This window comes from Pseudomonas sihuiensis (assembly GCF_900106015.1).
Taxonomy (GTDB): domain Bacteria; phylum Pseudomonadota; class Gammaproteobacteria; order Pseudomonadales; family Pseudomonadaceae; genus Aquipseudomonas; species Aquipseudomonas sihuiensis.
The window spans coordinates 1,008,059-1,034,250 of record NZ_LT629797.1; the positions used below are offsets into that span (position 1 = coordinate 1,008,059).

The window sequence follows — 26,192 nt, forward strand, 5'->3', positions numbered from 1 at the left end:
TGCCATCATTGGCTGACGTACCCATGGCCGTTTCAGGCCGTTAGCCAGCTATTAATGTTCCGGCTTGGTGCGACCTCTGGTTGCCTGCTTCTTTTGAGGGCGTTGATGCGAATGGCGTGGGGTGATCTCCGAACTTGCCGGGTCGCTCGGCGGTCTATGCTGCTCGTACCGTCAGGAGGACTCGCCTTGCTCACATCTCGAACGATGCCATGGATACTCGCGCTCAGTGCCGCTATCGTCTGCAGCGCCCAGGCCCGCGAATACCGCTACAGCGACGCCCACCTGCACTACGTCGACTTTTTCCAGGAAAGTGCCGGCATGGACGAACTGCTGGAGAAAATGGCGGAAAACAACGTCGATCATGTGATGTTCTCCGGTATTCCGGTGGCCAAGAAATGGGACGAGGACGAGCCCAAGCGTCCGCGTTATTACGCCGGTGATGACGCCAATGCCTATTGGTACAGCGCTACCGACGTGTTCATCGCGGCCGCCTACAAGCGTCTGCCCGCCGAGCAGCGCAAGCGCTTCCATCCCTTTCTGTCCGGCTTCAATCCCAACGACAAGAACGCCGATGCGCACATCCGCCGTATGCTGGAGCTGCACCCCGGCCTGTGGCAGGGCATCGGCGAGGTCTTCACCCGTCACGACGACCTCACCGCGCTGATCCACGGCAGTGCGCCGCGCGCCAACAACGAGGCGTTGGCGCGGGTGTTCCACCTGGCCGCCGAGTATGACCTGCCGGTGATGCTGCATTCGAACATCACCTCCAAGCGCGAGCGTGAACCGCTGTTCCTGGAGGAAATCGAGGCGCCGCTGCGCAACCACCCGCATGTGCGTTTCATCTGGGCGCATGCCGGCACCAGCGCCGAGATTCACCGTCATCAGGAGAAGCTCGACTTCCTCCTGGAGACGGTCGAGCGCATGCTCGGCCAGTACCCGAATCTTTATATCGACCTGTCCTGGACCATGTTGCGCCCCTATCTGCTGGACGCGGACGGCAAGCCTGATCCGAAATGGGTGCATCTGGTCAGCAGTTACCCGGAGCGTTTCATGCTGGGCTCGGATGTGGTCGGCCGTTTCGGCAGCCTGGGCGACTACATGAAGGGCTTCGACCCGTTCCTCGATGCCTTGCCCGAAGACGTGGCGCACAAGGTGGCGCGCGACAACTTCCTCTCCGTGCTGCCGCGCCGGGTGCAGGCTGATCTGTCGAAGTGAAGTCGAACGCGACTACTGTGGTATGTGAGTGATCATGGCAGCGGGTTGAGTAGCCCGCTGCTATGGTGGCTCACTGCAATACGAGGCTCAGCACTTCGTCCATATAGCCCTCTTCGCCAATGAAGAATATGTGCAGATCGCCCAGGTTAGGTGCGCCAAGGCCTTGTTGGCTCCACAGATGCTCGATACGCATGCGGTTCGTACTTGGCGATAGGATGGCCGACTCTAGCCTCACTTCTGGATCATTCAGGCGCGCTTCAAGATCCTTGATGTTTTGCGCGAGCTGAACCTTGTCGCTGCCAGGGCCTTCATGCTCAAGACCGTGCGGGTCGATGAAGCAGATGCGCTGGCTGCCGTCAGGCTTCAGGCACCACAGGATGAAGTCGGGATAGAAATTACCCGCCTCGAAGAAGCCAACGCCTTTGCGAGCCAGGTTGCGTAGCAAGAAGATGCGCTCGCCACGCTCGGCAAGATTCTCCTCGTTGGCTTGCAGCCATTGGCGTAGGTCGTCAACGAACTGGAATTCGGATTTGTTCAGCGCGACAGGCTGGATCTTCACCTTCTCGCTGGAAAGTAGTGGCTCGTAGAGGTGAGCATCCAGCCTCAAACCCTGGATATAGCCGCTGTCACGCCAGCCAACCTGAGCGAGCTCGTCCTTCAGCTTGCGGATGTCGTCGATCAGGTATTGCTCCGTTGCTTCGACGATCAACTGATAGCTGGCGTCGTCGCCTGGCAGGTTTTCATGCTCACGCGTGAGCAGCACCAGCTCCATGCGCGGGTCGAGATATTTGCGCTTCTGGTGATTGAAGCAGCGTTCGAGAGCGCCACAGAGCAATTCCAGTGCAATGGACTGCCAGTGACGCAGATTGGCCATCGAAGGTGCCCACCAATGCGCTGGCACCAGGATGCGATACCAGTCCGGGGTCTCCAGCAACGAGCGTAATGCCCCGGCTTTGATGATGATGTTATCCAGATGTCGCTGGCGACGGAAACGCTCCAAATCGAACCAAAGCCGATCCCAGTCCAGCATCGACAGCCGCAGATTGTCGAAGTAGCGAGGTGGGTTGGCCATAGCCTCTGGTGTCTGGCCGGTGACCTCGGTGGCCTGGAGCATTTGCAGGCGTGGGAAGCGATCGACCACCAGCGGCATGGCGCCTTTGGTCATGCCTGGGGGGAGGGCATCGATACTGAGATCTACGATGGGGCCATGTTTGCGGAAGTCGTACTGTTCCTGAGTGTCCTTGCGGAACTTGGAGCGCAGGATCTTGAGCTTCTGGCCGAAGTCATGGGTGACGTTGAGCTTGATTTCCTCGACATGCGGCGCGTCGTTCGGAGGCAGGCCTTCGCTTTCCAGAAAGTCGCGGAAGGTCGCCATGAAGTCAGCCTGCACGCCGAACACGTTCAGCGTTTCCAGGAAGTGAATATCCTGTGGCGGATTGACCGGCTGATAGCGGCTGGTACGCATCAAGCTGATGTCCTTGCCTTGCAGGCGCACGCCACGGCCGAAAAGCTGAATGATCTGTGCGCCCTCGCTCTGGCCCATACGCATCAAGCCAAGGCTGGACACGCGCCAGCAGTCCCAGCCCTCGATGAACTTCTTCGAGCCGACCAGCATATGGATGGGCGAAGTCGGCTTGTGCACGTCCGCGAATACCGGCTCGCCAAACTCGCTCGGGCGCACCTCGGCCAGGGAGTGTTTGTCTTCCAGCTCGCTCTGCACATGCTTGGCCAGCGCTGCGGCGTCACCAACGTTGATCACGCCAAAGGGTTGTTCTGCCTCGCCCACCTTGAGCAGCAGTTCGCCGCTGTCGCCTTTCACCCGCTCGACCACCAGATGACCACCACCAGGGGCGTGGAACAGGCGTTGGCAGATGTCGGCATAAAGCTGCGCCGCGCTTTGCTTCAAGCTTTTCAGGTAGGGGAAAGACTGTATGAAGATATCGCGGCCTTGGGCGTCGAGCAGGCCGGTCTGCTGGCTATTGCCGTTGAGCACGGTGTTGATGAGCGTGGTGAAGGCTTCACGATGGGCCAGGAAGCGCGCGAGGAAATCGAGAATCTGCGCGACGTCCGAGGGCGATACGCTTTCCTCGTCGACCTTGCGCCCGCTGACGCTGGCGCCGACGAAGACCCACAGCGGCTTTTCCAGGTTATAGCCGGCGTAACGCTTGCCGGCTTCCGTGTACATGCGTAGTTGCTGGTAGAACGCCAGCAGGGCGGCGGTGAGGTAGGTGTCCTTGTGCGCCAGCTCATCCTTGGGCAGGTTGAAGATGCGGTAGTCCTTGCCGTAACCGTCTGCATAAAAGTAGCGGTAGCTGTAATCGAACAGCACGGCCTTGGCGTAGCTTTCAGCCAGTGCACGGTCATTGGCAGCCTTGACGGCCTGTTTGAAGGTGGCGGAGTACTCGAAGGTAAAGCCCTTTGCGGCCAGCTTGTCTCGCTTGCTCTTCCAGTCGCTGCCGCTCATGCCGCGATGGCCTTCATCCACCAGTAGCAGGTTGGCATCGCCGAAGCTGTCGACAGCCATCTGCTTGACTTTTTGCTCGTCCGCCAACTTGGTGATTTCGGTCAGCAGCGGCACATCCAGGGCATTTTGCCCGCGCGAGATCAGGTCACTTTCCTGGCGCAGCGGCTCGGGGTAGAAGCCGTTCTCACGCAGCTCGCGCTCGTGTTGCTCGGATAAGCGCTCATTCGGCGAGAGCACGATCACCCGGCTGTAATCATCGGCCTGGCCGGTAGCTCTTGCATGCTGTGCAAACTGCAGCAGGTTGACGTGCATCAGCAGCGTTTTCCCGCTGCCTGTGGCGTTCTGCAAGCAGAGCTTGTTGAGGTCTTCGACCACGTAAGCGCCGATGCCGGTTTCACGCCCCAACGTGAGATGGTGTTGGTTGAAACGCTCGATAAAAGCATTGAGCGCGACACAAAGCCCCTGGCGGTCGTTGAAATAGCGGTCGAGGTAGATTTCGACAAACAGCAGCGTGAGCCACTGGAAGTACTTCCAAGCAATTTCACCTTTGTGCTTGCGACGAGCGTTGATGGTGCGCGTATGGGCCACCAGATTGGCGTCGTAGTGCTCCAACTGGGCCGGGGTCAATGCGGCATGGGGCGGCAAGTGCGAGAGCAGTGCGGTGAGGAAATGATGCCTGCCATTCTTGTCGATGCCCGCCGTGGCACTGCGCAGGCTTTTGGCGATGATCTCCAACGGGCGAACGTTGTGAGTGCCGTCCTTGTGTGTGACCAGTGGGTCGATGCCAAACAGACTGATCAGGTACTGATTGAGCACCAACGCTTCTTGGAAATGGCTGGCCACCAAGGGCGGCTGAGCTTTGCCTTTACGTGGAGCACGAGCCATCTCAGGCGTCCTCCCACATGCGCTGAGCGAAGGTTTCTTCGATCAAGCGCACGCGCATGGCCGCTTCCCCATCGCTGGGGAGTGCATGGTTGCCATTGACGTAAATGGTGGCGAACTCGCTCTCCCGTGGGTTGATGCCGCGCTTACCCAACCAGGCCTCCAGAGCCGCCTGGTCGCGACCGGAGTTGCCGGTGAGCTTGCGCCAGATGACCAGCACGCGCTCGCGTGACAATTCATCACCCGGTACACGCAGAACATGGCCCTCCACGGCGCGGAACCAGAACTCGCCGTCTTCACGTTCCTTGATGGCGGTGGCGCGCCAGCGCGTGTCTTGATCCTTCGGCAGCTCGGGATCGGTTTCGCGCACCAGCTCGATGGCATAGCGGCGCGGCTGATCGAGGTGGGCGACATGCAGGCCAATCAGCCAGTTGAAGGTTTCCACCAGGTCGATAGTTTTCTCCATTTGAGCATCGCTGCCTGGCTGTTTGACCTTGAGCTTGTAGGAAGTCGGGTCACTGAATTCGTGAACATTGAGCAGGCTCGGGCTGCCAGTTGTTTCGAACTCCAGCCAGTATTTGAGCAAATAGTCGCGGACCATCTCGCTGGAGCCGGTTGCGCTGATATTCAGATGAGATGTTTCTGGTAGTCGCAGGTTGTTTAGGGTGTCCTCGAAAGACTCCAAGCGCATATATTTAAAACAGTGGCTAATACCTTTGCGAGAGGTTGGTTTGCCGTTCTTCCAGTCCGTAGAATAGGAAACTTTCTGTATTCTTGGCCTTAGGACTTCGTCAAAATGCTTGCCTTGCTCTATTAGTATGTACTTCCTGTTGCTCTTGCCTTCTTCTTTGTTGATTGCGATAACCGCATCTGCTGTAGTGCCAGAGCCACCAAAGAAGTCTAGTACAATCGCATTGTTGTGATGGCCGGCGCCACAGGCTCGTAAAGAGTCCTCTACAAGTTTTTTGGCTTTTGGGTAGTCAAATGTGTTTTCCTGAAAAAGCGCCTTCAGTTCTGCAGCGCCATAGTTTGCAGATGCATATTCAGGCTTGTCCCACCATGTAACAGGTAAGGCGTCTTCATCCATCCGGGTTTTGAAATCTATACTGATCTCTCCCGTGTTTGTTCGACGTACTCTGTAGTCACTGTAGTCCGAGTGGACGCGAGCGTGCCCACGCTGCCATCTTTTCTCTATGCGACTCCCGTTGATCTCCTTGATCGGGAACACTAGTTGTTCATCAGGAGCTATCTCTTCCTGAAGCTCATAGGTCTGGCTTTCAGCATTCCATGTCATTTTAGGAATGCGTATATTGTTTTCTGAGTTGACGGCAATAGGGTAGTAAAGTGTTGGTCTATCTTGTCGCAGATCATTGTTGCCGGTTCTTATGAAGTTAAGCCAGGCGTAACGACCGTTTTCGTCGCTAAATGGATATCGTGCCGCTTTTGTTTCGCTATAGCCTATAGAATATGGCGTTGTTTCTTCGGAGTTTCCGTAAAATAGGATGTACTCATGAACAGGGGAAAGTTTTCCTGTGGCTTTTCTGCTTTGAGGGTTAGATCTGACGATAGCTACGCCTAGCTCCTTCTCAAATATTTCGTCAAGAATAAAACGGAGTGGCGAAACTTCCTCGTCATCAATGGCGATTGCGATGATTGAATGATCTTTCATCAATTCCTTTGCAAGAACTAATCTGTCTTGCATTAAGGTGTGCCAGGAGGAGTCTTTGTAATTGTTTTTGTAAATGATAGATGATGCGCTTGTGTTGTATGGTGGGTCTGTATAGATGCAATCAATATTTTTCTTGTACTTTGCCTGGAGTAGGTTTAGAGCTTGAAAATTATCAGAGTGAACCAGAATTCCATTATTTGTTGAATCTAGGTCTTGTTGCGAGGCAATTATTCTGTTTTTCGTGCTTTCATCAAAAAAGGCAGTGTCAATCTGCAGGTACGGATTACCCTTTAAGAAGTCAATGGTGAGTGGTTTGGTATAGCCTGATTGAGTCATATCTTCCTTGATTTCATCAATGGCAAATAGCTTTACCCACTCTTCCCGTTGCCGAGCATTGGCCGCAATTTCAGGATAAAAACTTTCCGGTATGCGATCCAAAGTGATGCAGTACTGAGTCTCGACAACGAATTTTTTCTTGAGCCAAAGCTTTTTCTGAAAGTCTTCGAGCTGGGCGAGAAAGTCGATAATGCGGCGGGCAATCTTGCGCAGCACACGCAGTTTCTTCAGGTATTCATCCACGCGCGGAGCATCGGCGGCTTCGATATCGTCGATGCGGATGATCTCGTTCTTGATATAGAAATCCAGCTCACGACGCAGGAAGCCGCCGAGGTTCTTGTGGATGAAGTAGTCCATTGTATTGCGGGCGGTGAACTGCCCCAGGTATTTACCCAGCAGCGTACGGTTGGGCTGTTTATCGGTTGGTGCGGGGACGAACAGCAGGTCCTGGAACGCGCGAAGCTCTGGATGAGCGAACAGCAGATTTTCCAGTTGCTCGGCGACTACCTGTTCGGCCTCTGCCAGGCGCTTTTGCTGCCAGGTGCCGGTCTGGCCGGATTTTTCTGTATCGGGGCGGTAGTCGAACTGGACGACGAGCTCCGTTTGGCCCTGGTCGTTGACTTCAAGCTGCAGGGCTTGCGAGTCGTGGATGATAAAGAAACGCTCCTGGCCCTCCTTGACGTTATTGTGCTCACCCTCTGCGGCAGCGGCCAGGCGGAAGTGCACCTTCAGCGGGCTGGCCTGTGCGGGTTGGAAGTCGAAGCCGCTTTGCTGGCCTTGTTCCTTGGCCTGTGCCGTGCTGAGGTCGAAGGTGAAGTTGCTGAGCGCTTCGCTCGATTTGATGTAGTACTGGTCTTTGTTGGCCCAGTGCAGCATGACTTCACGGCCGTCATAAGGCACGGCATAGGGGGCGGCGCGACTGTCGTTCTCGGCGACGAAGTAGCGCTTGGACATGAAGTCGCCCTTGTCGTAGTAGCGGCTGAAGAAACGGTACAGGTGCTCGTAGACCTGGGCATCATCCGCCAACACGCCGCCGCCGTCGCGGGCTTGCTGTTGGGCGAGTTCGAATTCCTTGCCGACCTTGGTACCGCGATACTCGGGTTTCAGTTCACCAGTGGGCAGGAAGGCATCTTCGCCGAGTGTTTCGGCGACCCTGACCCGAGCGGCTTCGAGCGAGTCGTGGGCGTTGCTTTGCGATTGCTCGGCAAAGTGGGCATCGATCTCGCTGCCCAGTTCGGTATCGATAAAGGCCTTTATCTGGGCGCTACGGGCGTGAAGGATGCGGTACAAACCAAAGTCGAGCTCGGGTTGGTTGAGCTGGAACAGTTCGCCCAGCAGGGCGATGAATTGGTCTTTTTGCTTGCTCATGGGTACGTCTCGATAAAGGTCAGGCGTAGGCCTGGAATTCGTTGCTGTCGCGCGTCAGGAGCTGCATCAGCTTGGGATGAATGAAGAGTTTTTCCTTGCCGACCTGCACTTCGCGCAGCACGTCGATGCCGACTAGCTCTTTCAGGTAGCGGGAGGCGGCCTGCCGCTGCGCGATCTGCTTGTCGACCAGATTGCTGATACGGCAGTAGGGCTGTTCGAAAATCACGTCGACCAGCTCACGGGAATAGGTTTTCGGCAGGCGTTCGCGCACGAACTCGGTGGTGTGCTCCGAGAGGCTGCGGATGGCGGCGATCTTGGCGGTGGTCCAGCGGGCGGTTTCTTCCACGGCGCTGAGCATGTACAGCAGCCAAGGTTCCCAGGCCTGGTCGCGGGTGACATCCAGCAGCAGGCGGTAGTAATCAGCGCGGTGGGCGATGATGTAACGGCTGAGGTAGAGAATCGGCAGGCTCAGCAGACCTTCCTGAATCAGGTACAGGGTATTGAGCACGCGCCCGGTGCGGCCGTTGCCATCGGCGAATGGATGGATGGCCTCGAACTGGTAATGTCCAACGGCCATGCGCACTAGCGGGTCTAGGTCGGTTTCGTTGTGCAGGAAGCGCTCCCAGTTGGCGAGCAGGTCGCGCAGATGGTCTTCACCTTCCGGTGGTGTGTAGATGATCTCGCCGCTGCGGTCGTTGGCCAACTGGGTGCCCGGCACCCGACGAATATCCATGTCCACGCCCTTGAGCGTGCGGCAGATCTCCACTGCCGTAACGGTCGAGAGTGGGCGCTCGCTCAAGGACAGATAGCCCTGGTGCAGGGCTTTGCGATAACGCAGGGCTTCCTTGGTGGCCGGGTCGGCGTGATTGTCGCCATCCTGGGCATGCTGGAAGAGCAAATCCGTGGTAGTGACGATGCTTTCGATTTCCGAGCTGTCCTTGGCTTCCAGTAACGGGATGGTGTTGATCAATACCGTTTGGTTGGGAATCAGCTCGGCTGCCTGCTTCAATTCCGCCAGGGCTGTGCGGGCCTCGATGCAGCGCTTGAGCACTGCACGGGTTTCCAGCTCTGCCGTGGGCGGCAATGGCGGAAGTTGGTTATAGGGCTTGTCAGCCTGCCAGGGCAGGGGGGATGCAGTCATGGATGCGATCCTGATCCTTGGTATCCATCTAATGGCAAGGGCGCTCTGGTGAGCGCCCTTTTCGTGGTTGCAGTGTAAACATGTATGCACGACGTGTCGCTATTTTTAGATTTCGGCGACACGTTTTGCGTTCATGTCGCTGGTAGCGACATGTGTGCCCCTCGTGTTCTCGAAATGCTCTTTCGGCGACGTGTCAAATCACGGCCCAGCGCACGGTGAAGAGTGTTTGGGTACGGCTGGCGCGATGCAGGCGTTTCTCCAGGGCTTCTATGAGCGCATCGCGGCGAGCCTCGATTTCGTCCTCCACGGAGAAAATTTCCTGGCGTTGACGACGCTGTTCTCCCTCTACCTTGCGAATGTCATCCTGCAGACGGCGTGCCTCGTCCATGCTCTGGGCAACTCGCGCTTGACGTTTCAGTCCTTTGAGCTTGAGCTTGGTGTCTTGTAGGGCTTGTTCGGCAGCGAGAATCCGGTCTTCGGCCCAGGCATCCAGCTTGTCGCGTTCTTGCTGGAAGAACTTGTCATTGTGTTCCAGTGCTTGGCTCAATGCGGCATCGATCTGGCGACGGGCATTGCCATGTAGATCTTCAGGCGGGCTGATCTGCGTTGGCTCTACATTTGCGCAAAGCTGGAAGAGCTTCTCGCAGGTTTCTTGATCGAGTAGCTCGCCGCTATCGGTCATTGCGGTGAAAACCAAGTGCTCTTCGCGCTGAAAACTATCGAGCTCCAGCAGGTTGAGCTGAAGCCAGCCCTGTTTACCCAGCAGTTGCTCGATCACGCTTATGCGTGGGTTACGGGCTTCAAGCCATTGCGCATAACTGAAGTGCAGCGTTGCGCTGGGCGCCTGAGCGCTGCGGCCTTGATCGAGAACGTATTCACCAAGCGGGTGTGTAAGCCGGTAGATGCGGGTGTTTTCAGGCTGGATCTGCTTGGCCTGTTCGCCTTTGCGGATGAGCTGATAATGCCCTGTGACCACCTGTGGGAGAGGTGGCAGCTGGAGATCGAAAGCCAGGTTCTGGCTGTCGAATTTAGCGTGCTCAGCCAGGATGTACTGAGTCAGCTTCCAGAACAGGCGGGTTATACGGTCTAGCTGACTTTCGGCGCGCTCTTTGTGGGTCTTGAGCAGGCTGTGAATGTCCGCGTCGAAGTTCTCCAGCAGGAGCTTTTCGGTTTCCAGCATTTTTGCCTGGATGTCGGCGTCCAGTTCGGCGCGCAAGCGGGTGAACGCTGCGTCGATCTCTTGTGGGGTGCGGCAGCAGTCGTAGATCTCGGCAATGCGCTTCTCGAAGTCAATGCCGGCTTCGATCCTGCCGAGCACCTGGTCGGACGCACCAAAAACGCCCTCGAACAAATGGAACTTGTCCTGGAGGAGTTCCAGGACTCGTCGATCTGCGGCATTGCGCTGGTTGAGGAAGTTGATGACGACCACGTCAAACCGTTGGCCATAGCGGTGGCAACGCCCAATGCGCTGTTCTACCCGTTGCGGGTTCCACGGCAGGTCATAGTTCACGACCAAAGAGCAGAACTGCAGGTTTACACCTTCGGCGGCAGCCTCGGTCGCAATCAGAATTTCGGCCGTATCACGGAAGTGATCGATAAGCGCTGTGCGGCGATCGATAGCTGGCGAGCCGGTTACACGGTCACTACCCTGGTAGCGAGTCAGCCAGCGTTGATAGATGCCGGTAGCGGCCTCACCCTGGTTGCCACCACTGAAGGTGACGACTTTGCCAAGGTGGCCGTGGGCTTCTAGAAAACGGGCCAGGTACTCTTGAGTCCGGCGTGACTCGGTGAAAATGACGGCCTTGCGTTGGGCGCCCATGCCGGACATGCGTGCAAAGCCTTGCTCCAGCGCATTGAGCAAGGCGAATGATTTCTGGTCTTCGCGAATGCTGTGGGCAATCTCGATGTAGGTATCGAGCTCGGTGATTTCCTTGCTCAGCAGCTCGAAGTCGATCTTGCTTGCCGAGTCTTGGGCTTCGTAGCTAGCTGCAGCTTCTGCGGCTTCCAGGAGGTCTTCTTCGAGTTCGTTCTCTTCGATCAGATGCTCGAACCATTGCTCATCAATGCTCTGGCGATCCAGTAGCTTCTGTAGACGCGCTTTGATGGCTTGCAGGGTAGCCAGAACGGCTTCTGTCGAAGAGGCCAGGAGCTTGCGCAGGATGAGTGCGACGAGATGCTTTTGCCGCTGTGGAAAGCCGTAGCTGAAGTCGCGATGCAAATAAGCGGAAATGAGATCGTAGAGGCGCTGTTCATCATCGCTGGGGGTGAACGGCGTGGTCAGTGCGTGACGCTGCGTATAGGGAACGTACTCAAGGACGTCTTTACGCAGTGTACGCTTGATGAAGGCATGCAGGCGGCGACGTAGCGCAGCCAAGTCCGCGTCGATGTTGCTGTACTGGGCACGGAAGCTGCGCTCATCGCCGAAGATGTCTTCGTCTATCAAGGAGCTGAGACCATACAGCTCCATCAATGAGTTCTGCAGCGGTGTGGCGGTCAGCAGAAGCTTGCGTCGTCCAGCCAATGAACGCTTGAGCGACTGGCCGGTTTCATTGCTTTTGCGATGGGCGTTACGCAGCTTGTGGGCTTCATCGATGGCGACCAAATCCCAGGGAATGTTGCCAAGCTGCTCCTCCATCCGGGCTGCAAAGTTCAGCGACATGATGCTGATGACGTCGCGATCCAATGGGTCGTAGATGCCTTGCTCGCGGAGCAATTTCCAGGTCCGTGCGTCCAGCACCTGGGTCGGTAGGTTGAATTTGTCGGAGAGCTCCTGTGCCCACTGTTTGCGCAGCGCTGCCGGGCAGATGACGAGCAAACGACGGCGGCGTTCTGCCCACATCTGGCACAGGACGAGCGCGGCTTCGATGGTTTTGCCGAGGCCTACCTCATCCGCCAGCATCACCCCTTTGCTGAGTGGGTTGTGCAAGGCGAAAAGGGCTGCGTCTATCTGGTGTGGATTGAGATCGACACTGGCATCGAATAACGATTGGGAGAGCCGATCCTCTTCGCTGGCAGCGCGACGGCGCGTGAGCTCCCAGGCGAAATATTTGGCGTGATGCGGGGTAAGGCTGCTTGGGGGCGTGAGCGACGGCATCAGGTTCCCTCGGTAATGTCCTTTAAACCGTGCGGTGCAGTCTTACAAGCAAGGGCGGTAAGGGCAATATGTCATCAACCTGTCATTCACACGTCATAGGCTCGCGCTCATCTCAACGAGGAGCGCACCATGCATTACACCCGAGTGGCCGTGATGGCCGGTCTATTCGCCTGGGCAGGTCTGAGCCAGGCTGACGTCCGTGTCGAAGGGCTGGTGGAATACGGCATCTTCAGCAGCCAGTATCAGGACTACCAGCCCGGCGAGCGGGTACTGACCCGCAGCAACCAGGAAATCGAGCGTACCGAGCAGATTCCCGCCAAGCTAGGCACCAAGTTCGGCATGCGTTACAGCCTGGCCGGCAAGCGTGAGGGCGAACCACCCCTGACGTTGTTGTACCTCACGCCAGGCGTTGTCACGCCGGATGGTCAGCGTCATGACAAGTTCGAAGTGCAGCAGAAGCTGGTGGTCGGTGCACCGCAGGACGTGATGGCCTTCGAATTCACCGAGCATCATGAAGTGGTGCCCGGCGAATGGCATTTCATCGTCTATCAGGGCGATCGCAAGCTGGCCGAACAGCGTTTCATGGTGCGCTGATCAGAGCAGGATGATCGCCCAGGTCAGGGCGATCATCAGCAGCGCGACCATTTGCGCCGCGCTGCCCATGTCCTTGGCCTGTTTGGACAGCGGGTGCAGGTTCAGCGAGATGCGGTCGACCACCGCCTCGATGGCGGAATTGAGCAGTTCCACCACCAGCGCCAATAGCGGCACCAGCATCAGCAACGCGCGCTCGGCGCGGCCGACATCGACCAGGCAGGCCAGCGGCAGCAGGAGCAGATTCAGCCAGACCAGTTGACGGAACGCGGCTTCACCCTGATAGGCCGCACGCAGCCCGGCCAGCGAATAGCCGGTGGCATTGAGGATGCGCGCCAGGCCGCGGCTCCCCTTGAAGGACAGGGCGTCCAGATCGGAACTGTCGTTCATGGTTGCAGCCCACCCCAGGGATCGTTCAGGGCCTGCTGGTAGGCCTGGTGCAGGTAACTCATGTCGGCGTCGGGCATGGCGCCACGATGCCGGTCCAGCTGGCCCAGGTCGCGCCGCGAGGCGCTGGCGACGCGCCAACGTCGCCGGCTTTTTTCCAGATCCAGCAGGGCGATATCCACGTCACCATCGCTACGGGCTTTGACGAACAGGTGCTTGGCATAGCAGCAGCCGTGTTGCCAGCCGCCCAGGTGCAGGCGTGCGAGTGTTACCGCCAGGCGTCGCAGCATGACCTCATTGAGCTGCGCCACATGGGGCTCGCTGTACCACTGCTCCAGGCTGACGAAACCCGGTAAAGCCTCGGTGACCAGCAGTGCCTGCCATTGCCCGGCCTGTTTGCGCGCTGAGCAGTAAACGATGTTCGGTGTGCGAATACCGAGGCGGGCGAAGGCGCGATAGGCCTGTAGCTCACGGAGAATGGTAGGCCTGCCCAAAGGATGGCGTAGCGAGCGGTAGATGTGCCCGTTCTGGCGTTTGCAGTAGAGCAGCGGCCTGCTGCCGTCCCAGTGCTGCAGCAGGCGCACGCCACTTTCGCCGCCGCGCCGCTGGTTGGCCGGCTCGACCCATTGACCAGGGCTGTGCCACCAGCGATCGAACTCGGTAGAGGGCAGGGCGGCCAGTGCTTGTTCGCTGAGAACGCCCATTTCAGGCCTCCTTGCGCAGTACGTAGGTGCGCCACATGGCATAGCCGGGCAGGAAGTCCAGGTGGCCGAGTATGGCGAAGCCGGCCTGGTGGAACTCATCCTCAACGGTCTTGCGAGGGACGACGAAGCGGTTCTGGTTCTGCGCCGCACGGCCCTGAGCGGCGCGCCGGGCCTCCAGGCGCCGGCGTTTCCAGGCCTTGTAGTTGCCATCGACCCACAGCGAGACGATCACCGTGTCGCGGCTGACGCGGTGGAACTCGCGAAGGATGGCCAGACGGTGCTCGGCCGACTCGATGTGATGCAGCAAGCGGATGCAGAAGATGCAGTCCACCGCGTTGTCACCCAGGTCGATCGCGAAGGCCGAGGTGCGGAAGCTGTTGACTCGCGCCACCACCTCGGGGGCCTGTGCGGCACGCGCGGTGGCGATCATGTCGGCCGAGTTGTCGGCGGCGAAGATCACCCGGTTCGGCTGCTCGCAGAGCATCGGCCAAAAGCGCCCGGCGCCGCAGGGCAGGTCGAGTACCAGATTCGGCTTATCGGCCATCTGCAATGCACGGCGCGCCACCTGTACGTCGCGCCAGTGCGACAGGCGTCGGGCCAGGCCATCCTGATGCTTGTGCAGGTATTGCTGCGAATGCTCGAAATCGTACTTGCGGGAAAAGTCCAGTTCGATGGGGCTAGGCTTGGGCATGACGAACGTCCTTTGATGGATACGTTCGTCAGCCTAAAGAGCAGGGCATCAAGGCCGCGTCAAAGGGGTGTGAAAATTTCGTCAAGCGCCATTGTTCAGGGTGACCCGGAAGCGGGTATGACCTGGCTCGCTCTGCAAACTGACGCTCCAGCCCTGTTTGGCGCAAATACGTTTGACCAGCGACAGCCCCAGTCCAAGCCCCTCGCCACGGGCCTGCGAGCCGCGCACGAACGGCTGGAAGATGCGCTCGTGCTGCTCGGCAGGAATGCCGGCGCCGCTGTCCTCGATACGAAACGCGCCCGCTTCGAGGATCAGGCGCACACTGCCGTTCTCGGTGTAGTGCAGGGCGTTGCGCAACAGGTTGGCCATCACCGTGCCGAGAAAGGTGGCGTTGTAACGGCCGTCGTCCTGGCCTTCCTCGGTCAATTGGAAGTCCAGCCCCTTCTCCTTCATCAAGACGCTCCAGCGGCTGGCCTGCTCATGAGCGATACCGGCGAGCGTGCGGTCGCCGCCGAAGGCCGCTTCGTTGCCCTTGTCGCGCGCCAGCTGCAGGAATGTCTGCACCAGTTCGCGCATTTCCTCACTGGCGCGGGCGATGCGCGCCACCTGTTCCTTCTCGCGCGAGCCCAGGGGCGCCTCGGCAAGCAGCTCGCAGGAAGTGGCGATGACCATCAGCGGTGTACGCAGTTCGTGGCTGACATCGCTGGTGAACAGACGCTCGCGCTCCAGGGACTGACGCGCCTGGCCCAGCGTGCTGTCGAAGGCAGCGGCCAACTGGCCGATTTCGTCGTCGGGGTAATCCGGTGCCAATGGTGGCGCCAGCGGATGCAGCTGGTCGCGATGACGCACCTGCTGCGCCAGCCGGCTGATCGGCGCCATGACCTTGCGCGCCATCATCAAGCCCAGGCCCCAGGCGGCGATCACCGTCAGCAGAAAGCCCGCCAGCACCACATTGAACAGCGCATTCTCGCGGGCTTCGAATTCCTGTTGCTCCTGCACCAGCATGTAGGTCTCGCCGTTGATCTTCTGTACGTAGACGTAAAACGCCTCGTTGCCGCTGACGACCTCGTTGAACCCTTCCCGCAGGCCGTCATATTCGGGCGGGATGGCATAGTCGGGATTATTCGACGAGAAGAAGCGGGTGCTGGAGTCCAGGCGCGGTGGGCGCCCCTGGCGGATGTCCTCGTTCAGTGTTTCACCCAGCTCGCGACTCATCTCCTGGGAAACCAGATGCTCCTCGATGAAATGCACCACACCGACGATGCTCAACGAGAACAGGCCGCTGACCATCACCGTCATCAGCACGAAGGCGATCAGAATCCGGCGCTGGAAGGGCTGCTTAGACGGCATCGGGGTTCTCCGCCAGGCGATAGCCGACGCCGTGGATGGTGTGCAGCAGTGGTGTGGGAAAGGGCTTGTCGAGTACCTGGCGTAGTTGATGGACATGGCTGCGCAGGCTGTCACTGTCCGGGCAATCGTCGCCCCACAGGGCTTCTTCCAGCGCTTCACGGCGTACCACCGCTGGGCTGCGTTGCATGAGGATGGCCAGCAGCTTGAGGCCCAACGGGTTGAGCTTGAGCAGTTGGCCGGCGCGACTGACCTGCAGGGTATCGAGGTCGTAGCTGAGATCGGCGACCTGCAGCTGGCGTTTGCGGCTGCCGCGGCTACGGCGCAGGATCGCTTCGATGCGCGCCACCAGCTCGGACAGGGCGAAAGGCTTGATCAGATAGTCATCGGCGCCGGCATTGAGCCCCTGCAGGCGATCATCCAGCGCATCGCGCGCGGTGAGCATGAGGATGGGGACTTCGCTGCGACCATCCTCGCGCAGGCGCTTGCACACCTGATAACCGTCGATGCCCGGCAGCATGATGTCCAGCACGATCAGGTCGTAGTGGCCGCTGCTGGCCAGGTGCAGGCCGCTCAGGCCGTCCTGCGCGCAGTCGACAGAAAAGCCCTTGAGCTGCAAATAGTCGAGCACGTTGGCGAGGATGTCTCGGTTGTCTTCGATGACCAGAATGCGCATCGCGGGTTATTCCTGGGTTTGACGATTTTTTCACACGGCTTTGACGAGAGGCTCACAGCTCGCCTCGCAGACTGCGGCTCGTTCATCCTACAAGGATCATACGATGCCAATGCTTCATTACGCGCAACTTCGTTATCTGTCGATCATTCTGCTGGCTTGGCTGGCGGTTTTCTTCCTCACTCGTAGCGTGCTGCTGATTGCGCATCTGGGCGATGCCGGTGTCACCCTGGCGAACCTGCTTGGCCTGTATGGCGTCGGTCTGATCTATGACCTGAGCTTCCTGGTCTACGCCGCCGCGCCGCTGGCGCTTTACCTGCTGCTGTGTCCTGCCTGGTTGTGGCAGCGCCGTTGGCACCAGCGTCTGTTGATCGCCCTGGCGGCCTTCAGCCTGTTCGCGATGTTCTTCACCGCGGTGGCCGAATGGCTGTTCTGGGACGAGTTCGGCGTGCGCTTCAATTTCATTGCCGTGGACTACCTCGTGTACTCCAAAGAGGTCGTCGACAACATTCTCGAGTCCTACCCGATCTATCCGCTGCTGGCGCTGTTGGCAGTCTTGGCCATCGGCTTGACCGTAGCGCTGCGCCGGCCGCTGCGCGCGGCGTTGCAGGCGCCACGTTTGCCACGGCTGCGTGCGGTCTATGCACTGGTGATGCTGGCATTGTTGGTCTGGCTGTGCAGCGGCCTGGTGGGGCAGGACGCGCCGCGTAGCCTGGGTGGCAATACCTACCAGCGTGAGCTGGCGAGCAATGGCCCGTACCAGTTCTTCGCTGCGTTTCGTAACAACGAGCTGGACTATCAGCAGTTCTACGCCACCTTGCCCGATGCTGCGGTGGCCGAGCAGTTGCGCGCCGAAGTGGCCGAGCCCAATGCGCGCTTCATCGGCAGTGACCCGCAGGACATTCGCCGGGTGATCGACAACCCCGGCCAGGCGCGCAAGCTCAACGTGGTGCTGGTCACCATCGAGAGCTTGAGTGCCAAGTATCTGGGCAGTTTTGGCGATACCCGTGGGTTGACCCCGAACCTGGACGAGCTGCGCAAGCACAGCCTGGTGTTCACCAATTTCTATGCCACGGGTACGCGCACCGACCGCGGTCTGGAGGCGCTGACCCTGTCGGTACCGCCGACCCCGGGGCGCTCCATCGTCAAGCGCATCGGCCGTGAGTCCGGTTACGCCAGCCTGGGCCAGCAACTGAGCGCTCAGGGCTACGACAGCGTCTTCGTCTACGGCGGCCGCGGCTATTTCGACAACATGAACGCCTTCTTCGGCGGCAATGGTTATCGCGTCGTCGACCAGAGCAGCGTCGACGAGGCCGAGATGAGCTTTCAGAATGCCTGGGGCATGGCCGACGAGGACCTCTATCGCCAGGCGATCAAGGTGGCCGATGCCGATCACGCCGCCGGCAAGCCGTTCCTCCTGCAACTGATGACTACCTCCAACCACCGTCCCTACACCTACCCGGACGGGCGCATCGACATTGCCTCCGGCGACGGGCGCGAAGGGGCGGTGAAGTACACCGATTACGCCATCGGCCAGTTCCTCGCCGAGGCGCGCAGCAAGCCCTGGTTCGATCAGACGCTATTCGTCTTCGTCGCCGACCATACCGCCGGCAGTGCCGGGCGTGAGGACCTGCCGGTGGCCAACTACCACATCCCCTTATTCATCTATGCCCCCAGCTACATCGAGCCGGGCGAGTACCGCGACGTGGCCAGCCAGATCGACGTGGCGCCGACGCTGCTCGGCCTGCTCAACCTGGATTACGTCTCCACCTTCTTCGGCCGCAACCTGCTGCGCGCGGATCATCCAGCAGGCCGTGCGCTGCTGGGCAACTACCAGCACCTGGGGCTGTTCGACGGCAAGGATTTGGCGATTCTCAGCCCGCGCCGGGGCATGCGCCGCCATGACGATGCCCTGGGGCTGAGCCATGAGTCGCGCAGCGATGGCGACGATCCGCTGCTGCGTCGCGACATCGCTTACTACCAGGGCGCCAGCCATGCCTTCAGTAAACATCTGATGGCCTGGCATCCAGATAGCCAATCCAGCCAGCAACTCAGTGAGCGCTAAGGAGTGGAAATGTCATCCCGTTATTTCGACTTTCGTCTGGCGCTCGGCATACCGGTACTGCTCATGGCGCTGCTGCTGGCGTTCGACCCCAGCCCGGTGGATTTCGCCCTGGCGCGGCTGTTCTACGAACCCGGACAAGGTTTCATCGGGCGTAGCAGCTTCTGGCTCGAGGACATCCTGCATGACCGCGCCAAGCAGGCGCTGATCCTGCTCGGTGTGCTGGCTATCGCAGGCTTCGCGCTCAGCCTGCTGCCCACGCGACTACGCCAATGGCGCCGACAGCTTGGCTATCTGGTGCTGGCGCTGGGGCTGTCGACTTCGCTGGTCACCCCGTTGAAAACGCTCACCGGCATGCACTGCCCCTGGAGCCTGAGCGAGTTTGGTGGCCAGGAGCAATTCACGCCGCTGCTGGCCGAGCGCGCACCGACCGCCAATCCCGGCCGCTGCTGGCCGGGCGGCCATGCCTCGGCGGGGTTCTCGCTGCTGGCACTGTTCTTCGTCCTGCGTGACCGCAGACCGCGGATGGCACGTATTGCGCTGGTGGTGGCACTTGGGCTCGGCTCGCTGTTTTCTCTGGGGCGCATGCTGCAAGGGGCGCACTTTCTCTCGCACAACCTGTGGACGCTGCTGATCGATTGGACAATCTGCGTGCTGACCTACCGCTGGCTGCTCTATCGCCAACCTGTCGAACAGCCATCGCGCAACTCGCTTGAATGGGGAGAAACCTGCCGATGAACAGATTTCTACAGGGCCTGCGGCTGGCGCTGGCCTCGCTGGTGTTTTTGGGCGCGTTGTTGGCGCTGCCGTTGAGCATGGCCTGGGCTGCCACCACTGCGCCGGTACCCGGGCAGAGCGCGCGTCCGGTCAACTGGGCGCAACCGCTGGACAGCCGCATCAACCTCTATCGCATGACGCCTGATCTCTATCGCAGCGCCTTGCCGAGTGCCGGGGACTTGCCACAGCTGCAGGCCCTGGGCATCGCCACGGTGATCAACTTCTATCAGCGCGGCGATGAGCAGTGGCTGAAGGATCCCAGGGTTGTTCAGGTGCATCTGCCGCTGCGTACCGACCGTATCGATGATGCCGACGTCATCGAAGTGCTACGCAGCATTCGCCAGGCGCAAAGCCGTGGCCGCGTTCTGATTCACTGCAAGCACGGGCAGAATCGTACGGGGCTCATTGCCGCCATGTACCGGGTGATCTACCAGAACTGGAGCAAGGAACAGGCATTGGCAGAAATGCGCGGTGGCGGTTTTGGCGGCGAAGAGCGTATGGGCGACGCCGAGCGTTACCTGCGCGACGCCGACATTCCGGCGTTGCGTTCAGCATTGGCCACAGGCGCCTGTAGCACCAGTGCATGGGCACTGTGCGCGCTAAAGGATCGGCTGCTCGGCGTAATCGAGGGGGTATGAAGTCATGAAGGTCGCGCGTTTGCTGATCTGTGGCCTGTCGTTGCTGGTCTTGCTGGGGTGTCAGAGCCTGCGCGAGCAGATGCTGGCAGAGAACTATCCGCCGACCTTCGTCGACGGCTTCGAGGACGGTTGCAGCAGTGGGCGTTCGGCTGTTGGCCCGCTCGGTCAGTTCGACAAGGACGTGCCACGTTACATGGCCGAGCCGCTGTATGCCCGCGGCTGGGAGGATGGCTTCCGCCAATGCGAAGACGTGCAGCGCATCGATGACTGGCAGGCGCGTCGGGAGGAGCAGTGGCGTGATGACGAATGGCGACACCACGTCGACCAGGCGATGGCCAAGGCTCTGCGTCGTTAGAAATTTCTTTATTTCCTTATCAAGAACGACTGAATCGCGTCGATAAGAAAGAAGGGATTAGCGCAATCTCTGAAGGTCTTTTGCCAAGTGCGGCGAAGGATGTCTCGATTTCTGCGCGCAATGGGAGTGGCAAAAATGTCGCTGCGTAATCTTTCTATCGCACCACGGGCTGCCTTGGGCTTCGGCCTGGTGGCTTTGCTGGTGTTGCTGCTCGGTTCATTTTCGCTGTTGCAGATGAGCGAGATGCGCAAGCAGTCCGAGGCAGTCGATCAGCATTGGCTGCCAAGTATGATGGCGCTGGGGGAGGTCAGCCAGGACATCCTGCGTCTGCGTGCCGTGACGCTGCGGCTGATGCTCAGTCGTGAGCCTGATGAGCTTCAGAGGAACCTGCGCCTTGCCGATGAACTGCGTACTGAGTTGAGTGCGGCTGACTCTTCGTATCAAAAGCGTATCTCCGGTAGTGAGGAGCGTAGCCTTTACGAGGCTTTTCGCCGAGCCGAAGCGGCCTACTTGCAGGAGCAGGGCAAGATCGTTGCCTTCATTCGCCAAGGTAACTTCGACGATGCCATTGCCGTGACCCGTGGCACGCTTAATCAACATGCCGATGATATGGCGCGTGCTCTAACTGATCTTTCCGAGCTGAACCGCAAGGGCGCTATGGAGGCAGCTCGCAAGGCTGGGCAGGTGTTCGATTCGGCGCGTACTTGGGTAGTGGTGATGATGGCACTGGCGGCGCTGGCTACCGTGGGCCTGGCACTGCTGCTGACCCGTAGCATCGTCGCGCCGCTGACCGAGGCGGTACGTCTTGCCGAGGTAGTGGCGTCGGGTGATCTGACCCAGAGCATCCACGTCGAGGGCCGTGACGAGCCGGCACGGCTGCTAAACGCCCTGAAAAGCATGCAGCAGAGCCTGCGTAACACCATTCAGAGCATCGCCGACTCGTCCAATCAACTGGCATCGGCATCCGAAGAATTGCATGCGGTGACCGAAGATTCGACTCGCGCCCTGCATCAGCAGAACGCCGAGATCGAACAGGCTGCTACGGCAGTCAACGAGATGACTGCCGCGGTCGAAGAGGTCGCGCGTAATGCGGTGAGTACCTCGGAAGCGTCGCGCGCCTCTACCGTGACCGCACAGCAGGGGCGCGAGCAGGTGCGCCAGACCGTGAGCTCGATCAGTCAGCTGGCTGATGACGTAAATGGCACCGCGGGTGAGGTTGAGAAGTTGGCCGAGCGGGTCCGTGAGATCAGCAAGGTGCTTGACGTGATCCGCTCCATTGCCGAGCAGACCAACCTGTTGGCGCTCAACGCTGCCATCGAGGCGGCGCGGGCCGGTGATGCGGGACGAGGCTTCGCTGTAGTGGCTGACGAGGTGCGTGCGCTGGCGCATCGCACTCAGCAATCCACGCAGGAGATCGAGCAGATGATCGGTGCCATTCAAAGCGGCACCGATCAGGCGGTCGGGTCGATGCAGAGCAGCAACAATCGCGCCCGCTCCACCCTTGAGGTGGCCCAGGCTGCGGGCGCGGCGCTGGAGTTGATCACACAGGCGATCTCCTCGATCAACGAGCGTAACCTGGTGATTGCCAGTGCGTCGGAAGAGCAGGCTCAGGTGGCGAGGGAAGTGGATCGCAATCTGGTCAATATTCGCGATCTGTCGCTGCAGAGTTCGGCGGGTGCCAACCAGACCAGTGCGGCTAGCCAGGAGCTGTCGCGCCTGGCGATCGACCTGAACAACCTGGTAGCGCGTTTCAAGGTCTGAGGCACGGCCATTTTCCCTCCTGCCAGCGGCAGGGGAAAGCAGCACGAACGAAAACGGCGCCCGAAGGCGCCGTTTTCTTTACCGCGGCAGCAGTTACTTGCCGGCCCAGCGCTTGAGCACCAGGGTGGCATTGGTGCCACCGAAGCCGAAGCTGTTGCTCATCACGGTATCGAGCTTGGCGTTCTCGACGGTGCTGAGCTGGATCGGCATGTCGGCGACTTCCGGATCGAGTTCGTCGATGTTGGCCGAGGCGGCGATGAAGTTGCCTTCCATCATCAGCATGCAGTAGATCGCTTCCTGCACGCCGGCTGCACCGAGGCTGTGGCCGGACAGGCTCTTGGTCGAGCTGATGGCCGGAGCCTTGTCACCGAACACTTCACGTACACCGCGGATTTCGGCGACGTCGCCGACCGGGGTGGAGGTGCCGTGGGTGTTCAGGTAGTCGATCGGGGTGTCGACGGTGGCCAGCGCCTGCTGCATGCAGCGGATCGCGCCTTCGCCGCTCGGAGCGACCATGTCGTAGCCATCGCTGGTGGCGCCGTAACCGACGATTTCCGCGTAGATCTTGGCGCCGCGGGCCAGAGCGTGCTCCAGCTCCTCGACCACGACCATGCCGCCACCGCCGGCGATGACGAAACCGTCACGCTTGGCGTCGTAGGCGCGCGAGGCTTTTTCCGGGGTCTCGTTGTACTGGGTGGAGAGGGCACCCATGGCGTCGAACAGGCAGCTCTGGCTCCAATGTTCTTCTTCACCGCCGCCGGCAAAGACCACGTCCTGCTTGCCCAGCTGGATCTGCTCCATGGCCTGGCCGATGCAGTGTGCGCTGGTGGCGCAGGCCGAGGAGATGGAGAAGTTGACGCCCTTGATCTTGAACGGAGTCGCCAGGCACGCTGATACGGTGCTGCCCATGGTGCGGGTTACGCGGTATGGGCCGATGCGCTTGACGCCTTTTTCGCGCAGGGTATCGATGGCTTCCATCTGGTTGACGGTGGAAGCGCCACCGGAACCGGCGATCAGGCCAGTGCGCGGATTGGAAACCTGCTCTTCGCTGAGGCCGGAGTCCTTGATCGCCTGTTCCATCGACAGATAGGCGTAAGCCGCAGCGTCGCCCATGAAGCGGAACAGTTTGCGGTCGATCAGCTCTTCCAGATTCAGGTTGACCGAACCGGAGACATGACTACGCAGGCCCATTTCGGCGTAGGAGGGGTTGAAACGGATGCCTGATTTGCCCGCGCGAAGGCTGCCGGCAACGGCTTCTTTGTCATTGCCCAGGCAGGAAACGATGCCCAGACCGGTGATCACTACACGACGCATGTGCAAGTCCTTCAGAAACTGTCGGTGGAGGTGAACAGGCCGACGCGCAGGCCTTCGGCGCTATAAATTTCGCGACCGTCGACGGCTACGGTGCCATCGGCGATGCCGAGGATCAGCGAGCGGCTGATGGTGCGCTTGATGTGAATGTTGTAGGTGACCTTCTTGGCGGTCGGCAGTACCTGACCGAAGAATTTCACTTCGCCGCTACCCAGGGCACGGCCGCGGCCCGGGTTGCCTTGCCAGCCGAGGTAGAAGCCGACCAGCTGCCACATGGCGTCGAGACCGAGGCAGCCCGGCATGACCGGGTCGCCCTCGAAGTGGCAGCCGAAGAACCACAGGTCCGGATTGATATCGAGCTCAGCGACGATTTCGCCCTTGCCGTACTTGCCGCCGGTTTCGCTGATGTGAGCGATGCGATCGATCATCAGCATGTTTGGGGCGGGCAGTTGCGCGTTCCCCGGGCCGAACAGTTCGCCGCGGCTGCAGGCGAGCAGATCTTCCCGGGTGTAGGCGTTTTGTCTTGTCATGCGAGCTCCTCAATTGTCCCCACGCTTCTAAGGCTGGGCGAATCGTCCTGGCCGGCGACGTCTGGATAGGCGTCTGCCGGCAGCCTAGTCATAGACTGTTGCGTTGTGGTGAAAGTCACAGCGCAGTGAGTACAGTTGTACTCTGCTGCTTCCATGTTGTCACAGTTGCCGCAGTTTCCCCTTGTAACGCCATCTTGTCACGGCCGCCACTCGCCTATGGTCGGGCTGGCAGCCAGCGCAGCAGAATGCGTTGCAAATCTGCACGTTTGAATGGTTTTGCCAGGTAATCGTTCATTCCCGCTTCCAGGCAGGCTTCGCGGTCGCCCTGCAGGGCATTGGCGGTCAGGGCGATGATCGGTACCTGCTGGCATTGCTGGAGCTGGCGGATCTGCCGCGTCGCCTCGTAACCGTCCATCAGGGGCAGCCTGCAGTCCATCAGGATAGCGGCGTAATCGTGTCGGCTGCAGTTCTGTACGGCCTGCTGGCCGTCGCCGGCCAGGCTGACCGGGTAGCCCAGGCTGCGCAGCATGGCTTCGGTCACGGTCTGCTTGACCGGGTTGTCCTCGACCAGCAGCACGGCCTGACCGTTGCCGCCGGTCAGCGGTTGACCGTCACGGTCGGGCGCCTGCGTGCTGCAGGGGCGAAATGGCAGGGGGATTTCCAGGGTATCGAGCTTGCCGTTGATCACACCATATTCGGTGGCCGGCGCCAGTTGATTGGCGATCAATTGGCCGGCGAGTCCCTGCTCCTGGCGCAGATCCTGCGGCCGAGTAAAGGTGAGAAAGCCGGTTAGCAGCAGCGTCAGCAATCAATAATGCCGGGCCGACACTGATCAGCTGGGTGCGGGTGTGGATGTTCCAGCCGCGGCGCTGAGCATGAGCTTTACCGCCAGGCATTGGCCGGGGATTTGCCGCTGGCTGCTCGGCGGCACCGGAAGGGGGCGAGGGGCAGCCTGTGGGCACGAGTCGTCCTTGGCAATTAACGCTGGTTGCTCATGGTAAGCGAGCCGTCGCGCTTTGCCAGTTTCAGGCGTGTGCACCCTGCGCCAATTCTCGTTTGCGCCTGCCCGCGCAGGGGGATTGCTGAACTTTTGCCCTGACCAGGTACTCTCGGCTCCGTATAATGCCCGCAGACCGCCATCACGCATGGCCTCATTCGGAAGACCTATGACACAGCTTCAACCCATTGCCGTACTCGGTGGCGGTAGTTTCGGTACCGCCCTGGCCAACCTGCTGGCGGAGAACGGCCAGCGCGTCCTGCAGTGGATGCGTGACCCCGAGCAGGCCGAGCAGATGCGTCAGAGCGGCGAGAACCCGCGCTATCTGAAGGGCGTCAAGCTGCATGGCGGTATCGAGCCGACCAGTGACCTGAGCGGCGTGCTGCAGCAGGCCGAGTTGGTGCTGGTCGCATTGCCTTCCAGCGCCCTGCGCGATGCCCTGCAACCGGTGGCGGCGCAGTTGGCGGGCAAGATGCTGATCAGCACCACCAAGGGCATCGAAGCCAAGACCTTCAAGCTGATGAGCCAGATTCTCGAAGAGATCGCCCCCGCCGCGCGTATCGGCGTGCTGTCCGGGCCGAATCTGGCCAAGGAAGTGGCCGATCACGCCCTGACCGCCACGGTGATCGCCAGTGAAGATGAAGAACTGTGCCTGCGCGTGCAGCAGGCCCTGCATGGCAGAACCTTCCGCGTCTACGCCAGCGCCGATCGTTTCGGTGTCGAGCTTGGCGGCGCGTTGAAGAACGTCTACGCCATCATGTCCGGCATGGCGGCGGCGCTGGGCATGGGTGAGAACACCAAAAGCATGCTGATCACCCGCGCTCTGGCGGAAATGACCCGTTTTGCGGTCAAGCTCGGCGCCAACCCGATGACTTTCCTCGGCCTCGCTGGTGTCGGCGACCTGATCGTCACTTGTTCGTCACCGAAAAGTCGCAACTATCAGGTCGGCTTCGCCCTGGGTGAAGGCCTCAGCCTGGAAGACGCGGTGCAGCGCCTTGGCGAAGTCGCCGAAGGGGTCAATACGCTCAAGGTACTCAAGGCCCGTGCCGAAGAACTGGACGTCTACATGCCGCTGGTCGCTGGCCTGCATGCCATCCTCTTCGAGGGGCGTACGCTGGCCCAGGTCATCGAATTGCTGATGCTCGGTGAGCCCAAGACCGACGTCGATTTCATCCCCACTGCTGGTTTCTGAACCCGGC

At 59.9% G+C, this 26,192-nt stretch carries 19 protein-coding genes and 1 pseudogene; 8 read left to right on the top strand and 12 right to left on the bottom strand.

All coding sequences use genetic code 11. From position 1 onward, the window contains the following. The first annotated feature begins 204 nt into the window (after window positions 1-204). A complete protein-coding gene (locus tag BLT86_RS04875; RefSeq protein WP_092375110.1) occupies window positions 205-1,215 on the top strand; it encodes an amidohydrolase family protein in 1,011 nt (336 codons plus the stop codon). 70 nt (window positions 1,216-1,285) lie between these two features. On the opposite strand, the gene BLT86_RS04880 is transcribed toward BLT86_RS04875, so the two are convergent. The 4 genes from BLT86_RS04880 to BLT86_RS04895 form a co-directional block, all read right to left on the bottom strand. Further along, window positions 1,286-4,564 carry a DEAD/DEAH box helicase family protein gene (locus tag BLT86_RS04880; RefSeq protein WP_092375114.1) on the bottom strand — a complete coding sequence of 1,093 codons (3,279 nt, stop codon included), beginning with the start codon at window positions 4,562-4,564 and terminating at the stop codon, window positions 1,286-1,288. 1 nt (window position 4,565) lies between these two features. Then, a complete protein-coding gene (locus tag BLT86_RS04885) occupies window positions 4,566-7,934 on the bottom strand; it encodes a site-specific DNA-methyltransferase (protein ID WP_092375117.1) in 3,369 nt (1,122 codons plus the stop codon). A 19-nt stretch (window positions 7,935-7,953) separates the two neighbouring features. Next, window positions 7,954-9,075 (bottom strand): protein adenylyltransferase Fic, encoded by a 1,122-nt coding sequence (gene fic / locus BLT86_RS04890; protein WP_092375120.1) that lies wholly within the window; start codon window positions 9,073-9,075, stop codon window positions 7,954-7,956. A 193-nt stretch (window positions 9,076-9,268) separates the two neighbouring features. After that, window positions 9,269-12,169, bottom strand: coding sequence for an SNF2-related protein (locus BLT86_RS04895; protein ID WP_092375123.1), 2,901 nt, complete (start codon window positions 12,167-12,169; stop codon window positions 9,269-9,271). Between the two features lie 129 nt (window positions 12,170-12,298). Here BLT86_RS04895 and BLT86_RS04900 point away from each other — a divergent pair, with 129 nt between their 5' ends. Next, window positions 12,299-12,763, top strand: a complete 465-nt coding sequence (locus BLT86_RS04900; protein ID WP_003460556.1) for a DUF3859 domain-containing protein — start codon at window positions 12,299-12,301, stop codon at window positions 12,761-12,763. On the opposite strand, the gene BLT86_RS04905 is transcribed toward BLT86_RS04900, so the two are convergent. From BLT86_RS04905 to BLT86_RS04925, 5 genes are all read right to left on the bottom strand, one after another. Continuing rightward, a complete protein-coding gene (locus BLT86_RS04905) occupies window positions 12,764-13,150 on the bottom strand; it encodes a diacylglycerol kinase (RefSeq protein WP_003460555.1) in 387 nt (128 codons plus the stop codon). Further along, on the bottom strand, window positions 13,147-13,851 hold the full coding sequence (locus BLT86_RS04910) for a lipopolysaccharide kinase InaA family protein (RefSeq protein ID WP_003460553.1): 705 nt from the start codon (window positions 13,849-13,851) through the stop codon (window positions 13,147-13,149). The genes BLT86_RS04905 and BLT86_RS04910 overlap by 4 nt, the downstream gene beginning before the upstream one ends. A 1-nt stretch (window position 13,852) precedes the next feature. Further along, window positions 13,853-14,542, bottom strand: a complete 690-nt coding sequence (locus BLT86_RS04915; protein ID WP_003460551.1) for a class I SAM-dependent methyltransferase — start codon at window positions 14,540-14,542, stop codon at window positions 13,853-13,855. A gap of 81 nt (window positions 14,543-14,623) precedes the next feature. After that, complete coding sequence (locus tag BLT86_RS04920) at window positions 14,624-15,892, bottom strand: sensor histidine kinase (RefSeq protein WP_092375126.1); 1,269 nt, start codon at window positions 15,890-15,892, stop codon at window positions 14,624-14,626. After that, on the bottom strand, window positions 15,882-16,565 hold the full coding sequence (locus BLT86_RS04925) for a response regulator transcription factor (RefSeq protein ID WP_092375129.1): 684 nt from the start codon (window positions 16,563-16,565) through the stop codon (window positions 15,882-15,884). The genes BLT86_RS04920 and BLT86_RS04925 overlap by 11 nt, the downstream gene beginning before the upstream one ends. A gap of 103 nt (window positions 16,566-16,668) precedes the next feature. Here BLT86_RS04925 and BLT86_RS04930 point away from each other — a divergent pair, with 103 nt between their 5' ends. The 5 genes from BLT86_RS04930 (at window position 16,669) to BLT86_RS26545 (ending at window position 22,155) form a co-directional block, all read left to right on the top strand. Next, complete coding sequence (locus tag BLT86_RS04930; RefSeq protein WP_092375132.1) at window positions 16,669-18,627, top strand: LTA synthase family protein; 1,959 nt, start codon at window positions 16,669-16,671, stop codon at window positions 18,625-18,627. Between the two features lie 9 nt (window positions 18,628-18,636). Then, the gene (locus BLT86_RS04935; RefSeq protein WP_012018772.1) at window positions 18,637-19,362 is read left to right on the top strand and encodes a phosphatase PAP2 family protein; all 726 of its coding nucleotides are present in this window, start codon (window positions 18,637-18,639) and stop codon (window positions 19,360-19,362) included. After that, a complete protein-coding gene (locus BLT86_RS04940) occupies window positions 19,359-20,039 on the top strand; it encodes a dual specificity protein phosphatase family protein (protein WP_092375135.1) in 681 nt (226 codons plus the stop codon). The genes BLT86_RS04935 and BLT86_RS04940 overlap by 4 nt, the downstream gene beginning before the upstream one ends. Before the next feature lie 4 nt (window positions 20,040-20,043). Beyond that, on the top strand, window positions 20,044-20,394 hold the full coding sequence (locus BLT86_RS04945) for a hypothetical protein (RefSeq protein WP_003240801.1): 351 nt from the start codon (window positions 20,044-20,046) through the stop codon (window positions 20,392-20,394). Window positions 20,395-20,529: 135 nt separating this feature from the next. Continuing rightward, window positions 20,530-22,155, top strand: coding sequence for a methyl-accepting chemotaxis protein (locus BLT86_RS26545; RefSeq protein ID WP_092375139.1), 1,626 nt, complete (start codon window positions 20,530-20,532; stop codon window positions 22,153-22,155). Between the two features lie 93 nt (window positions 22,156-22,248). Here the strand turns inward: BLT86_RS26545 and fabB are convergent, their stop codons facing one another. From fabB to BLT86_RS04965, 3 genes and pseudogenes are all read right to left on the bottom strand, one after another. Then, window positions 22,249-23,469: a beta-ketoacyl-ACP synthase I gene (gene fabB, locus BLT86_RS04955; protein WP_092375142.1), complete on the bottom strand. Its 1,221-nt coding sequence runs from the start codon at window positions 23,467-23,469 to the stop codon at window positions 22,249-22,251. Between the two features lie 11 nt (window positions 23,470-23,480). Next, window positions 23,481-23,996, bottom strand: coding sequence for a 3-hydroxyacyl-[acyl-carrier-protein] dehydratase FabA (fabA, locus tag BLT86_RS04960; protein ID WP_003240795.1), 516 nt, complete (start codon window positions 23,994-23,996; stop codon window positions 23,481-23,483). Between the two features lie 214 nt (window positions 23,997-24,210). After that, a pseudogene (locus BLT86_RS04965) lies at window positions 24,211-24,708 on the bottom strand (response regulator); the annotation flags it as partial. A gap of 454 nt (window positions 24,709-25,162) precedes the next feature. Here BLT86_RS04965 and BLT86_RS04970 point away from each other — a divergent pair. Further along, window positions 25,163-26,185: an NAD(P)H-dependent glycerol-3-phosphate dehydrogenase gene (locus tag BLT86_RS04970; RefSeq protein WP_017677142.1), complete on the top strand. Its 1,023-nt coding sequence runs from the start codon at window positions 25,163-25,165 to the stop codon at window positions 26,183-26,185. The last annotated feature ends 7 nt before the right edge of the window (window positions 26,186-26,192 follow it).